The organism is Vibrio sp. SCSIO 43132 (assembly GCF_019904195.1).
In the GTDB taxonomy this organism is placed as follows: Bacteria; Pseudomonadota; Gammaproteobacteria; order Enterobacterales; family Vibrionaceae; genus Vibrio; species Vibrio nigripulchritudo.
Genome location: NZ_CP063199.1, coordinates 618,754 through 632,867 on the forward strand (window position 1 = coordinate 618,754; position 14,114 = coordinate 632,867).

General features: G+C 47.6%; 9 protein-coding genes. All 9 read right to left on the bottom strand.

Going from position 1 to position 14,114, the window contains the following annotated elements; all coding sequences use genetic code 11:
- Positions 1-4 precede the first annotated feature (4 nt).
- Positions 5-1,528: a PTS transporter subunit EIIC gene (locus INR79_RS02895; RefSeq protein WP_022549643.1), complete on the bottom strand. Its 1,524-nt coding sequence runs from the start codon at positions 1,526-1,528 to the stop codon at positions 5-7.
- 246 nt (positions 1,529-1,774) lie between these two features.
- Positions 1,775-2,677: a PIG-L family deacetylase gene (locus INR79_RS02900; RefSeq protein WP_004397809.1), complete on the bottom strand. Its 903-nt coding sequence runs from the start codon at positions 2,675-2,677 to the stop codon at positions 1,775-1,777.
- A gap of 166 nt (positions 2,678-2,843) precedes the next feature.
- Positions 2,844-4,079: an ABC transporter substrate-binding protein gene (locus INR79_RS02905; protein WP_223095964.1), complete on the bottom strand. Its 1,236-nt coding sequence runs from the start codon at positions 4,077-4,079 to the stop codon at positions 2,844-2,846.
- Positions 4,076-5,509: an ATP-binding protein gene (locus tag INR79_RS02910; protein WP_022549646.1), complete on the bottom strand. Its 1,434-nt coding sequence runs from the start codon at positions 5,507-5,509 to the stop codon at positions 4,076-4,078. The genes INR79_RS02905 and INR79_RS02910 overlap by 4 nt, the downstream gene beginning before the upstream one ends.
- Positions 5,506-6,198 (bottom strand): response regulator transcription factor, encoded by a 693-nt coding sequence (locus INR79_RS02915; protein ID WP_004397813.1) that lies wholly within the window; start codon positions 6,196-6,198, stop codon positions 5,506-5,508. Before INR79_RS02915 ends, INR79_RS02910 begins: the two co-directional genes overlap by 4 nt.
- Before the next feature lie 194 nt (positions 6,199-6,392).
- Complete coding sequence (locus INR79_RS02920; protein WP_223095965.1) at positions 6,393-7,373, bottom strand: PKD domain-containing protein; 981 nt, start codon at positions 7,371-7,373, stop codon at positions 6,393-6,395.
- 218 nt (positions 7,374-7,591) lie between these two features.
- The gene (locus INR79_RS02925; protein WP_223095966.1) at positions 7,592-8,029 is read right to left on the bottom strand and encodes a DUF1499 domain-containing protein; all 438 of its coding nucleotides are present in this window, start codon (positions 8,027-8,029) and stop codon (positions 7,592-7,594) included.
- 83 nt (positions 8,030-8,112) lie between these two features.
- Positions 8,113-9,525, bottom strand: a complete 1,413-nt coding sequence (locus INR79_RS02930; RefSeq protein ID WP_045966069.1) for an FAD-dependent oxidoreductase — start codon at positions 9,523-9,525, stop codon at positions 8,113-8,115.
- A gap of 14 nt (positions 9,526-9,539) precedes the next feature.
- Positions 9,540-14,003, bottom strand: a complete 4,464-nt coding sequence (gltB, locus tag INR79_RS02935) for a glutamate synthase large subunit (RefSeq protein ID WP_223095967.1) — start codon at positions 14,001-14,003, stop codon at positions 9,540-9,542.
- Between the last annotated feature and the right edge of the window lie 111 nt (positions 14,004-14,114).

Sequence of the window (14,114 nt, forward strand, 5' to 3'; positions counted from 1 at the left end):
ACTATTAGCTTGTCGAAGTCGATAGAGTCTGAGGAGACTCCTCGCCATCAGAGTTCATGATGTCTGCTACAAACTGAGCTTTAGAGCCTAGAATGATTTGCAAGCCATTAGAGCCTACTTTAATCACTCCCATAGCACCCAGAGCTTTGATTTCCTCGTCCTTCACTAGTGACTGATCTTTAATTTGCAGTCTCAGACGAGTGATACATGCGCCGATGTTTGTGATGTTTTCTTTACCACCAATCAGTACGGTGATTTCTTTCGCCAACTCTTCATTGCTTAGAGTGATTGCCGCGCTGTCACGGTCTTCACGACCCACTGTCTTAAAGTCAAACTTGCGGATAGCGAAGCGGAATACCACGTAGTAAATCACGGACATTGCACTACCCCAAAGGATGACGTTGATCCAGTTTGTCTTGAATCCATCCATGGCTGGCAATACGCCGAACGAAACGAAGTCGATGATACCTGCAGAGAAAGTCTTACCAATGTGAACGTCTAGCGCATAAGTTACCGCATAAGACACACCCGCCATGATGGCAGAGAACACATAAAGCAGTGGTGCAACAAAGATAAACGCAAACTCAACTGGCTCAGTGATACCTGTAACGAAAGAAGTCAGTGCAGCAGAACCTAGAATACCTGCGGCAATCTTCTTATTTTTGTCTTTGGCTTCGTGGTACATCGCCAGACAAGCAGCTGGGAATGCAAACATGTAAATAGCAAAGTTACCTGAAAGGAATTTGCCTGCTTCCTGGTATTCCGCTGTAGAGAAGCTGGTCACGCCGTCTTCTAGCATTTTGAACCAGATGGTGTGGTCACCGTTTACAACAGTACCTGCTGCAGTGGTGTATTCACCGAAAGAGAACCAGTATGGGCTGTAGAAGATGTGGTGTAAGCCAACAGGGATAAGAGCACGTTCCATAAAGCCGTAGATGAAGGTAGACACATACATGTTACCGCTGTTAGCCATATGGGAAAGGGCATCGATGCCAGACTGAATGTAAGACCAGATGTGAGGAAGTACCAGACCGATCAGGAATGCGGTAAATGCAGTGATAATTGGCACAAAGCGTTTACCAGCAAAGAAGCCTAAAAAGTCAGGCAATTTGGTCTGATAGAAGCGTTGGTACATCACTGCCGCTAAAATACCCGCGATCAAGCCACCAAACACACCGGTTTGTAGGGATGGGATACCCATAACCATGGCATAGCGTCCACCGCCCATCGCCATTTCTGGGGTAATGTTTAAAGCAACCCCCATGGTGGCGTTCATTACAACAAGTGCCACGATGGCTGCCAGTGCTGCGATACCTGATTCTTTAGTTAAACCAACCGCTGCACCTACAGCAAATAGCAGTGGCAAGTTATCAAATATAACGCCACCTGCACGCATCATTAATGGAATATCCAGTTTTGCACCAAAGGCCAGTAAAAGACCGGCCGCAGGTAATATGGATATGGGGAGCATTAACGCTTTCCCTATTAAAGAAAGCCGCGATAGGGCACTTTTCATATTCTCGAACATTGTTAAATCCTTCTATATTTCACGTTTCGATTTCTTTCTTATGTTTTGGAAGAATATCAACTTAGTCCATGCTCAAGGTTACAAATGCTTTCACTTTGTAAAAGACAAATTACAATTGGTGATTTTTGAAATTATGTATGAGAGTTAATAATGAAAAAGGCACCCGAAGGTGCCTTGAAGTAATGACCATACACTAAGGTGACTAGGGGTGATGTAATAAGCCACTACTTGTTATTTATATTCGGATTATGGCGCCAGTCTGCAGTAACTTGAACCATCACAGTGGCGATGAGATTTTACCTGACCGTATGTCGCAGGATCCCAAACATAAACCACTTCTCTTAAATTCGATGTCAGTGGACCAATATATCCGGTGTCGTATTGAGTTACGTAGTGTTTCTTAAATTTATTTAATTTAATGGTTTCATTGGTGCCAGGTTCTAATGGAATATCATAAACTTCTTCGGTAATCGCTCCATCAGGTAAACGTGATTTTAATGCCGCAATTTCTAAATTCACATTTTGTGGGTTGGCGTCTGTATAGGGTTGGTCCTGCCCGAACTTAATTTTACACTTGGCTTGGTTTCCTAATTTGTATGCTGCCGTGATCACCGCTTCTTTTGTCATGAAGTGGTCAATGTGAATCCCGTTGGCAATTGGCACAAGTAAGGTGCAGTTTTCGCGCTGCAAGATGGAAGTGAAGTTGTGCACCATCATGTTGAAAGTATCAATTTCAATCTGTCTGAAGTTGCGGAAAGTACCAGCAGGACCGCCTCCGGCAGTGACGTCCCCTACATATTTCCTCAGTGGTGCATCGTAGTAGCCGTAACTTCTGAATCTGAATTTATCCCACCCCGTAAACAGGTCAGTTAACGCATCATAGTCTTCTGCGTAGCGTGCCTTGGTGATAGTCAGTACTCTTTTATCGGTCAGTACATCTAAGTGGTTGGTAGAGTAGTTGGACGCGCCAAACATCACATCAACAATTCGCTCATCACTTTCGTTAGTGAGATTCAGGCTGGATATATAACCTGAAAAGACCAATAACGCGTCGTCGTGGTGTGGGCTAATAATGCGATATTCTTCGGCTTGAATATTGGTTGAAAGAAGTAACGCTGAAAGGCTAATTAACGTCGAGGTTAACTTCATTGTTGTAACTCCATATATCATCAAATCGGTTCGTTATTGATAGATACTAAAGAGTTACTTATGTTTAAAGGTTCAAGTTTGTAATTACTTTGTAAGTGTTTTTTTAGAAATGGATACGTTTATTCTGGATTGTAAAAAATAAGATAAAAACACTTTGTATTTCTCATTAAATATTATGGCTTAACGCACTTAAGTTGTTAATGAGTGTTTTCGTTTTAATGGAAGGATCATTAAAAAATTTATAAAGTTCTTTCGACACTGCATTTTGAATAATAGGATTGACTGCCATAGAGTCAATAAAGCTCGGCATCGCATTCCCCGTATTAATAGCCTGATTAAATTCGAAGTGCGATTTTTTTTGACACCGAGATAATGTCTCCACAGAAATGTTTTTCTGTGCTGGAATTGCACCTTTTTTTTGGCTGAATGTCAAAAGAAATTCCGGCTGAGATAATGATGTTGTGACATAACTGAGTGTTTCTAAGTCATCTTGATGCGCTTTGAAAAAGGCGAGACTGTCGATGTTGTAGATAAATCCTTTTTCAGTAGAAGGGAAGGCAATGCAGTCTATATGGTCAGGTATCGTTGAATTTGCATATAACATTTCTCCTAACGCCCAGTCTCCGGTTATTTGGAAGGCGACACGTCCTTCAATTAAAGACTGAGTTCCCTGATCCCAGCGTTTATCGCTCATGTCCTCTCTGGTTATGTTGGCGATTGCTCGGAACCTCTGTAAGGCATCTTCCGTTTCCTGGCTTTTTAGGGCTTGTGGCTCTAATTGCACAAAAGCTTTTCGGTAGTAATCTGCGCCACCGATACCAAATGCAATGTTTTCAAAAAGCTGAACGATTTGCCATTGCTCCCTACCTAATGCCAAAGGGGTGATGCCTTTGGCTTTTAGCTCGGTGAGCGAAGTGAGAAGGGAATGCCAGTCATGAGGAATGGCGACACCGTGTTGAGTTAATACTTCGGTGTTTACCCACATCCAGTTCAATCGGTGAATGTTGAGCGGGATGGCGACATAATTCCCTTCATAACGATGGATTTTCTGCACTTCAGGGTACAAAACCTGATCCCAGTTTTGAGCGTCCGCGACGGCATTAACATTGTGTAAAAAGCCTAATGCTGCCCAGGATTGTATTGCGGGGCCTTCCATCTGGGCGATGTTGGGTGGGTTGCCTGCAATGGCTCTGGCCTGCAATATGGTTTTGGCGGGTGCGCCACCCCCGCCAGTAATGGAGTCTCCAACTAAGCGAACGGGGGAATGATGAAAGCGATCTTCAATAACGGATAACGCTGCATTTTCGCCATTAGCTGTCCACCAATGCAGTAACTCGAAAGAAGGCTTTGAAAAAGCTGGCGCTGCGGTGAGCAGCAAAATAAGGCTATATCCGATTTTCATACAATTTTTGCCAGTACAATATCCACTTCCAGCCCACCATCTGGAGAATTTGACAGAGTGACATCGCCGCCGTGACTGCGAGCAATGCTTCGGGAGATATACAGCCCTAACCCAGACCCATCCACATCATCATGAATACGGTAGTAAGGTTTAAAGACTTCTTCCAACTGATCATTGGCAATACCAGGACCTGCATCGTGTAGGGTGATCTGAATAGAATCCTGATTGACGTACATGTTGATGTCCACGGTCTGACCATACTTAACGCCATTGTCGACCAGATTGAACAGGCAGCGCTTAATCGCCAGTGGTTTTCCGTATAAACGTATTGGCGGCATTTGATGCAGTCGAACCACCTCTTGATTTTGGTTGTGGACAGCAGCGCACTGTTCAACGAAGTCATTGAGATCAAACCATTCCAGCTCTTCATGAATGTCATTGTCGCGCATACATTGAAGTGCGCCATTGAGCATCAGCTCTACTTCATTAAGCAGTTTTTCGAATCGGGCTTTGGTTGGAGGATCTTCCAGCATTTCTGTTCGAAGCTTTAAGCAAGCTAGGGGGGTCTTGATGTCGTGTGAGATTGCATTGAAGAACATGTCCCGGTCGCGAAGGTAGGCTTTTATACGCCGGTTCATTTTGTTGAACGCGTGTATAGCAGCTCGCGTTTCACTGGAACCTTCTTCTTTAATTTCCTCAGTTTCCATATTGGCTCCCATTAGCGTTGCTGAACGGGCAAGGGAGCGAAAGGGGCGAATTTCCCGGCTGAGAACCACGTATGAAACCCCTACGAGTAGCACCGTCACAATCAGGAGGAAGGTGATTTGCCGACCATCGATAACGCTGTTTTTAAGGTCATTAAAAGACAGAGGTAAAACCGTGGCGAGGTAGAGCCATTTGTCCTCGGGTAGCTGGACTTGAATCACCATAATCGGCAAGTCGAGTTTGCCTAATACCAAGCTGTAGTCTTTCCAGAGAGCAGGGAGCTCATCAAGATGTAACCCAGTATTGAACAATAAAATTTCTTCACGGCTGGTGAGCGTAACCTTTAAAGATTGCGAGTGCTTTATCTGACTTTCTAGTTGCTCTATCGCCTGAGCTTCCATGGCAGGGACGAGCGCGTGTTCCACCAGAGAAGGCATAGTGAGAGCGCTATTGTTCATTGATACAAAAAATCGGGTCCCCCCGATATTACGAAGCTGCTCAAGAATCAAATGACGATAGTTAACAGGCAGGTCAGCGAAGTAGTTGATGGTTTCTGCTGCCGCTGAAGTAATGGTAGAAACCGCGATACTGGCTGATTCTCTTTTTGATGCTGATGTTGCTTTGAACCAGACGATCCCTGCGAAGACCTCAGCCAGTAGAATGACCGCAAACATGGATACGGTAATTCTAGGCACCATTGAGTGCAGCATACCTTTATGCATCATTTGGAATCTATTACCAGCATGTACCCGCGGTTACGGACAGTTAAAATAATATTGCGGCTTTCGTCTCTTAACTGTTTTCTCAGCCGGCTGATTTGAACATCAATGCCCCTCTCCATGGGTTCGGCATCGCGTCCCCAAAGAGCTTGTGCTATTTCGTCACGGCTTAGGAGGCGATTGGGTTGCTCAAGCATAAGAGAAAGTAAGCAATAATCCGCCCCAGACAAGGAAACCAGCTGACCATCGTCGTGTCTTAACTGCCTTTTCAACGTATCGAAGGTCCAGTCTAAAAACTTCAATTTCCTTTCCGTCTGATCGGCGTTAAAGGTGACCCGGCGCAGCAACGCTTTGATTCTTGCCAGCAGTTCACGTGGGTTGAATGATTTAGTGATGTAATCGTCTGCACCGATTTCCAGCCCGGCGATTCTGTCTGCATCATCAGTGACTGCGGTGAGCATAATGATAGGAACGTGGGAGTCTTGTCTTATCTTCTGGCAAAGCGTAAGACCATCATCGCCAGGCAACATAATGTCCAAAATGATTAAATCTGGGGTATGAGATTTGAGTAATTCCCACATCTGCTCCCCATCCATAGCGGTTAAGACAGAAAAGTTGGAACGTTCAAGGTATTCGCTTAATGCGTCGAGTATCTCTTGGCTGTCATCGACGATTAAGACCACTTTCTTTTCCATTATTACCCCACTATGAAACCTAATGACTAAATACTTTCTTCAATTTCCCCATTTTTTGCAAGGTGGGTGGAGTGAACTATGTTTGAATTCTGGAAAATAACTGAAAAAGAATGCCCCAGCGAATGGCTGGGGCAAGGATTCAAGGTGTATGACACTCATTGGTCATGATATGACGGAGCTGTTTTTTCGCTTTATCAGTGAAACGCAATCTGAGATTTATCATCCGTTGTTTCATGTTGAACTGTTGGAATTGGCAAGGTGAGCTCAGAGTACTCAAAAAGGTGAGAAAGGTGATCCGCCAATTTGCCACCTGTAAAGGTGAGGTTTTGATGGATTCCGTTTGGTTGAACACGAATTTGAGTATTGGGTAAGCCAGACTCTTCTGGCGTGATAATTTCTGCAGTTTGAGTGCCTCTCAGTACCTCAATAAGCGTCAGTAAGACCTGATCATTTGCTTTGCCACTCATTGAAAAGTCTAGTGTAATCGAAGGGGTATCCGTGAGCTTGAATAGCGCACTCTCGACCTGTTGTTTGAGAGAAGAGAGATCAACGGTGTTCAGGTTTCGGAAATGAATGACACCATCAGAGCCCTTACGGTAAAACACGAGGTATGGTTCAAGTGTTGGAGCAGGAGTGGCGCCTTCGTTATATTGCTTATTCATGGATTGCCATTGCTCATCAAGTTGCCCGTGATGGGAGTACTGCTCAGCAACGGTTTCCCATTCGTTTTCAAATGATTCGCGGTTTTGAGTTTTGCCTATCGAGTATTCGGATGAAAATCGAATAGCAGGGTTTGAAGCATTGTTTTCTTGAACAATCACTTTCACACGATCGCTGTTGGTACGGTCGCCACTGTCGCGAGCAAGAAGTTGAAATACGTAAGTACCTGCAATATTTGGATTCATAGCTGTTGCGGTGAGCGTATCCGCATTGAGAATGCTAAGTTGTTGGGGACCAGAGACCTGAGTCCAGGCCAGCGATTCAATTTTGTAGATACTGAGCTCAGACTTTGCGCTGCCACGCAATATTATGCTGTTTGCTGGGAGAACAATTTGCTGGTCTGCACCCGCATTCACCGTGGGCTTCTCCTGTTTTTTCACCTGTTCCGAATCCAATCCACAGCCCGTTAAAACCAACAAGATGGCAGACGCAGACACTTTTAACGCATTCAACATAAACGATTCCTTTTGTAATGACTAACCGAGGAAATACACATCAAAACAAGTCGTTAAGTACCAGGGTAGGTAGGAGGCTTGAGCGCAATTCTCGGGCTTATTTATCGGTAATCAGTTTGTGCTCAATAGATTGAATATTCGTTAGCAGTTGTTGGACGATTTGTGTCCATGACGGTCACAAATCGTTTTATCGGGTATCAGGGAAAGGTAAAAAGGGGTTAGTGGGAGTGAATAAGCCCTTTCTCAAGCAAGATTTTACGCAACTCGTCCACACGCTCGCGGTTTACGCCAAAGTCGGAATGCCCAGTTCGTGACTCAGAGCGAACAATTAAATAACCATCGCTGACTTTGATTTCCAAGTCATCGACAAAACCAAAGAAGTCACTGGTGTACTCAAGGCGTATGTAGTCGCCATCTTTTGTGGCAGTGACTGAGCCCGGCATGGTTAACGCCAGTGCTTCGATTTGTTCCAAGGTGACATCCGCAGAAGTGAGCTTAAACGGCTTAATCGCAAAATCTTCGCGCTCATCAATGGTGGACACACAGTTTGGACTGTCACCACAAGGATGCGCAGTTCGGTCTGGAATCGAGGTGGGTTCTTGGCTGCAAGCAGTAAGGAAAACCAGAGAGCCGAATAGGACGCCGAGAGTTTTCATGGAAGCATTCTCCTTATAATAAAAAAGCAAAGAGCTTGGTGCTCTTTGCTTTTAGGTTAATGAAGTGGTGTGGAAATGGCGAGTTAAACTTCTAAGAAATCCAGAATGCCTTCTGCCGCTTTTCGACCTTCATCTATGGCAGTAACCACTAAGTCAGACCCTCTTACGGCGTCGCCACCAGCAAAGATCTTTTTGTTCGAGGTCTGGAACTGGAATTCTTGATCCGCAGGCGCCTTGATTCGACCCCACTGATCCAAGTCCACGCCAAACGGTTCGAGCCAACTCATTTTGTGTGGCTGGAAACCAAACGCCATGATCACTGCATCAGCATCCAATATGTGTTCGCTGCCAGCCACAGGTTCTGGACGGCGGCGACCGGCTTCGTCTGGTTCACCCAACGCTGTTTTAACGACTTTTACGCCGACGACTCTGCCTTCTTTGTTTACTTCAACACCCAGCGGCTGAAGGTTGAACATGAAGTTAACGCCTTCTTCTTTGGCGTTCTTCACTTCGCGGCGAGAGCCGGGCATGTTTTCTTCGTCTCGACGATAGGCACAGATAACGTTACTGGCACCCTGGCGAACGGAAGTACGAACACAGTCCATAGCGGTGTCACCACCACCCAAAACCACCACGCGCTTGCCTGCCATATCGACAAACGGGTCATCGGTTTCAAGCTCCATGACTTTGTACGTGTTGGAGATAAGGAATGGCAGGGCGTCGTATACGCCCGGTGCGTCTTCGTTTTCTAGCCCGGCGCGCATGTTTTTGTAGGTTCCGACCCCCAGGAAAACGGCATCATAATCATCCACCAGTTCCTGAAGTTGAACATCTTTGCCCACTTCAACGTTCATGCGAAATTCCACACCCATCTCGCTGAAGACTCGGCGACGATTTTCCATCACGCCTTTTTCCAGTTTGAAGGAAGGGATACCAAACGTCAGCAAACCACCGATTTCTGGGTAGCGGTCGAAGACCACGGGTTTTACGCCGTTACGCACCAGAATATCGGCGGCGGCGAGACCAGCAGGCCCAGCGCCGATGATGGCGACTTTTTTGTCTGTCCATTCCACCCCAGACATGTCTGGTTTCCAGCCCATTTCAAAGGCTTTGTCGGTGATGTATTTCTCCACATTACCAATGGTGACGGCACCAAAGTCGTCATTAAGAGTACAAGAACCCTCACACAGACGATCTTGCGGGCATACTCGCCCGCATACCTCTGGCAGGCTGTTGGTTTGGTGAGACAGTTCCACCGCTTCTAAAATTCGCCCTTCATTGGCGAGTTTTAGCCATTGCGGAATGTAGTTGTGAACCGGGCATTTCCACTCACAGTAAGGGTTGCCACAGTCCAGGCAGCGATCCGACTGTGCGGTGGCTTGTTGTTTAGTAAAAGGTTCGTAGATTTCTACAAACTCAATTTTGCGTACTTTAAGCGGCTTTTTAGCTGGGTCTACGCGTTTTACATCAATAAATTGGTATACGTTCTGGCTCATGAATCTCTCCCTGCTTACTGTGCCTGAACACGCAACTCAGCTGCGCTACGACTTTGGTGACCGAGTAATGTTCTCAGGTCAGCGGCTTGCGGTTTCACCAAGTAGAATTTAGGGATCCACTCATCAAAATTCGCCAGAATGTTTTCTGCATGGGCAGAACCTGTTTCGTCCAGATGCTCAGCGATCAATCCTCTCAAATGCTCTTGATGGATATAGAGATCCGCCAGAGAAATGGCTTCGACCGATTCGTTATTCACGCGCCCTGCAAAGTCGTCGTTTGTGTCCAGAACATAAGCAAAGCCGCCAGTCATACCTGCGCCAAAGTTTACGCCTGTTGCGCCTAAAATCGCGACCACACCGCCTGTCATGTATTCACACGCGTTATCGCCTGCGCCTTCAATAACGGCAATGGTGCCAGAGTTTCGAACGCCAAAACGTTCACCGGCTTTACCAGCCGCAAACAGCTTGCCGCCTGTGGCACCGTACAAGCAGGTGTTACCGATGATGGTGGCTTCGTTACAGGTAAATGCCGTACCCAGATGCGGCTTGATGGCAATCTTACCGCCAGCCATGCCTTTGCCTACGTAATCGTTGGCATCCCCAGTGAGGTAGAGTTCAACACCACCAGCGTTCCAGACACCAAACGACTGACCAGCTGTGCCATTGAGGTGCAGCTTAACCGGAGTGGATGCCATGCCTTGGTTACCGTAACGCTTAGCTATTTCACCCGACAGTCGTGCTCCGACCGAGCGATCCGTATTGATCACATCGTAGTAGAAGCTGGCGCTTTGTTTGGCTTCAACAGCCGCTAGGGTATCGGACATGATCTTCTGATTGAGCGCGGCGTTATCAAATGGGGTATTTGGCTGCGTCCAGTACACTGGGTGATCTTGCGGTGATACTGGCTTTTCCAGAATGCCAGACAGGTCCAGCTTACTTTGCTTAGCCGTCATACCTTCTAGCGCTTCCAACAAGTCAGTACGGCCAATCAGGTCGGTGAGTTTTTCCACCCCTAGATCAGCCATGATGGTTCTTACTTCGTCGGCTAATCCTGTGAAGTAGTTGACCACCATATCGGGTAAGCCTTTGAAGTATTGCTTGCGCAAGGTTTCATCTTGCGTCGCTACGCCAGTGGCGCAGTTGTTCAGGTGACAGATGCGCAGGAACTTACAGCCCATGGCGACCATAGGAGCAGTACCAAAGCCGAAGCTTTCTGCACCCAGAATGGCGGCTTTCACTACATCCAGACCGGTTTTCAATCCGCCATCCACTTGCAGGCGAATCTTATGGCGAAGCCCATTTGCGACCAGCGCTTGCTGGGTTTCGGCCAAACCTAATTCCCAAGGGCAACCTGCGTATTTAACTGAGGTCAGTGGGCTGGCTGCGGTGCCGCCGTCGTATCCGGAAATGGTGATCAAATCGGCATACGCTTTGGCAACACCTGTGGCAATGGTGCCTACACCCGGTTCAGACACCAGTTTGACGGACACCAAAGCATTTGGGTTAACCTGCTTCAGGTCGAAGATCAGCTGAGCCAAATCTTCTATCGAATAAATGTCGTGATGAGGTGGCGGTGAAATCAGGGTGACACCCTGTACGGAATATCGCAGTTTGGCGATTTCTGCCGTCACTTTATGGCCTGGAAGCTGACCGCCTTCACCGGGTTTCGCCCCTTGTGCGACCTTGATTTGTAATACATCGGCATTGGTCAGGTAGTGTGGGGTAACACCGAAGCGACCGGATGCCACCTGTTTGATTCGGGAGTTGCGCTCGGTGCCAAATCTACGTGGGTCTTCACCACCTTCACCTGAGTTGGAGTAACCACCCAAACGGTTCATCGCCATCGCCAAGGCTTCATGAGCTTCAGGGCTGAGTGCACCAATCGACATCGCCGCAGAATCGAAGCGTTTGAACAATTCAGTGTTTGGCTCAATCTTTTCCAGTGGCAAAGGTTTATCGGCTTTCTTCAACTTGAGCATGTCGCGAAGCATGGCAATCGGGCGTTCGTTGACTTGTTTGGCGTAGGATTGGTAATCCGATGCTTCACCCGATTTCACTGCGGTTTGCAGGGTGCCGACTACATCAGGGTTGTAGGCGTGGAATTCACCGCCGTGCACAAACTTCAACAGACCGCCGTGATCGATAGGTTTGCGTTTCGCCCAGGCTTTGCGTGAAAGGTTGTATATGTCTTGTTGGAAGTCGCTAAACGACGCCCCTTGAATTCGAGTGGTCACACCTTTAAAGCACAGGTCGACCACGTCCTGGTGTAAACCCACAGCTTCAAACAGTTGCGAACAACGGTACGATGCAATGGTCGAAATGCCCATTTTGGACATGATTTTGTACAGACCTTTGTTGATGCCGTTGCGATAGTTCTGCATCGCTTCACCATAGGTGCGATCCAGTGCGCCATCATCAATGATTTTTCCCAGCGCTTCGTATGCCAGATACGGGTATACCGCAGTCGCACCAAAGCCTAGCAACACCGCAAATTGGTGTGGGTCACGGGCGGTTGCGGTTTCCACCAAAATGTTGGCATCGCAGCGCAAGTTGGCATCAACAAGGCGTGTCTGTACTGCCCCGACTGCCATAGCAGCAGGGATCGGCAATCTGCCTTTTTGAATGTCTCGGTCAGAGAGCACCACCAGTACCGTACCCTGACGAACGACTTCTTCTGCCTGATCGCACAAGTCCAGAATGGCTTGTTCCAGAGATTTTTCATCAGGGTTAAAGCTGATGTCCAGAATAGTATTGCGGTAGTGTTCGTCGCTCAGCTCAAGCAACTGGAGCATGTCTGAGTAGAGAAGCACGGGTGAATCAAATGCCACGCGATGAGCGTGTCCATCGGTTTCGCAGAACACATTCATTTCCTGACCAACGCTGGTGGCCAGTGACATCACGTGTTTTTCACGTAATGGGTCAATCGGTGGGTTGGTTACCTGAGCGAACTTCTGGCGGAAGTAATCGGTAACCAGTCGCTCTTTGGAGGAAAGCACTGCCATAGGGGTGTCATCACCCATAGAACCGACGGCTTCTTGGCCCATATCGCCGAGCACTCGAAGGACCTGATCGACCTCTTCGTTACTCATGGCAAATTGCTTTTGGTACACCTTCAGCTCATCGGCATCGAAGCTGCGTTGACCGACTTCTTCTTCGTTTAGCTCAGCAAAAGGCGTCAGGCGGTGGACGTTGTTGTCCATCCACTCGCGGTAAGGGTGACGGCTCTTGAGATCGTTGTCGATTTCAGACGATTGCCACAGCTTGCCTTTTCGGGTGTCGATGACCAAAAGCTCGCCGGGACCAACGCGACCTTTTTCGGATACTTCATCCGGAGCGTAATCCCAGATACCCACTTCTGAGGCAAGGGTGATCAGGTTGTCTTTGGTGATCACATAACGCGCCGGGCGAAGTCCGTTACGGTCTAGATTACAGGCAGCGTAGCGACCGTCAGACAAAACAATGCCGGCCGGACCGTCCCATGGCTCCATGTGTTTGGAGTTAAAATCGTAGAAAGCGCGGAGCTCTGGGTCCATATCTGGGTGGTTTTGCCACGCAGGCGGCACCAGCATGCGCATCGCGCGGAACACGTCCATTCCTCCTGCAAGGAAGAGATCCAACATGTTGTCCAGACTGGAAGAGTCCGAGCCTGTTTCGTTCACGAACGGAGCGGCACTTTGCAAGTCCGGCAAGAGAGGAGAGGAAAACTTATAGGCGCGTGCGCGTGCCCATTGGCGGTTGCCCTCAATGGTATTGATTTCCCCATTGTGTGCCAGATACCGGAATGGCTGAGCCAGTGGCCAGCGAGGTTGTGTATTAGTAGAGAAACGCTGGTGGAACAGGCAAATCGCAGATTCCATACGCAGATCGGCTAAGTCGAGATAGAAACGAGGCAGATCCGCAGGCATGCACAGCCCTTTGTAAACGATGACCTGAGTGGACAGACTACAGATGTAGAAATCGTCATCGTCGGTTATACGTTTTTCAATGCGGCGGCGGGCAATGTAGAGGCGGCGTTCAATATCACGCTCGCGCCAACCTGCGGGCGCCGATATAAAGACTTGTTCAATCGTTGGAACGGATTCTGTTGCGATAGGGCCTAACACGTCAGTATTAGTGGGCACATCGCGCCAACCCGCAATGGTGAGCGTCTCTTTAGCCAGCTCTTCATTGATGATGGTTTTTGCTTGTTGTGCTTTTGCGGTGTCCTGGCTGAAGAAAATCATACCAACCGCGTACTGTTTACCTAGGTTCCAACCGTTTTCCTGGGCGATTAAGCGCAGATATGAATCTGGCTTTTGAAGTAAAAGTCCGCAGCCATCACCGGTTTTTCCATCGGCGGCAATACCACCACGGTGTGTCATTCTGTCGAGGGCTGAGATAGCCGTGCGGACAAGTTTGTGACTCGGCTGACCTTCCATATGGGCGATCAAACCGAATCCACAGTTGTCTTTTTCAAGACGTGGATCGTAAAGAGCCATTGCATTCTCCCTTTGCTTCCTACCTTCCTGGTAAGGGATGTGTGTAACTTATTTTTATAGTTATATGGAGTGGGCGTTGGGTGTTCTCACCCATTTATTATAGTTGCCAAA

Excerpts from the sequence above, each read along its gene's own strand:
- INR79_RS02895 (WP_022549643.1), bottom strand. The coding sequence starts at position 1,528 with ATGTTCGAGAATATGAAAAGTGCCCTATCGCGGCTTTCTTTAATAGGG.
- INR79_RS02900 (WP_004397809.1), bottom strand. The coding sequence starts at position 2,677 with ATGAAGTTAACCTCGACGTTAATTAGCCTTTCAGCGTTACTTCTTTCA.
- INR79_RS02905 (WP_223095964.1), bottom strand. The coding sequence starts at position 4,079 with ATGAAAATCGGATATAGCCTTATTTTGCTGCTCACCGCAGCGCCAGCT.
- INR79_RS02910 (WP_022549646.1), bottom strand. The coding sequence starts at position 5,509 with ATGATGCATAAAGGTATGCTGCACTCAATGGTGCCTAGAATTACCGTA.
- INR79_RS02915 (WP_004397813.1), bottom strand. The coding sequence starts at position 6,198 with ATGGAAAAGAAAGTGGTCTTAATCGTCGATGACAGCCAAGAGATACTC.
- INR79_RS02920 (WP_223095965.1), bottom strand. The coding sequence starts at position 7,373 with ATGTTGAATGCGTTAAAAGTGTCTGCGTCTGCCATCTTGTTGGTTTTA.
- INR79_RS02925 (WP_223095966.1), bottom strand. The coding sequence starts at position 8,029 with ATGAAAACTCTCGGCGTCCTATTCGGCTCTCTGGTTTTCCTTACTGCT.
- INR79_RS02930 (WP_045966069.1), bottom strand. The coding sequence starts at position 9,525 with ATGAGCCAGAACGTATACCAATTTATTGATGTAAAACGCGTAGACCCA.
- gltB (WP_223095967.1), bottom strand. The coding sequence starts at position 14,003 with ATGGCTCTTTACGATCCACGTCTTGAAAAAGACAACTGTGGATTCGGT.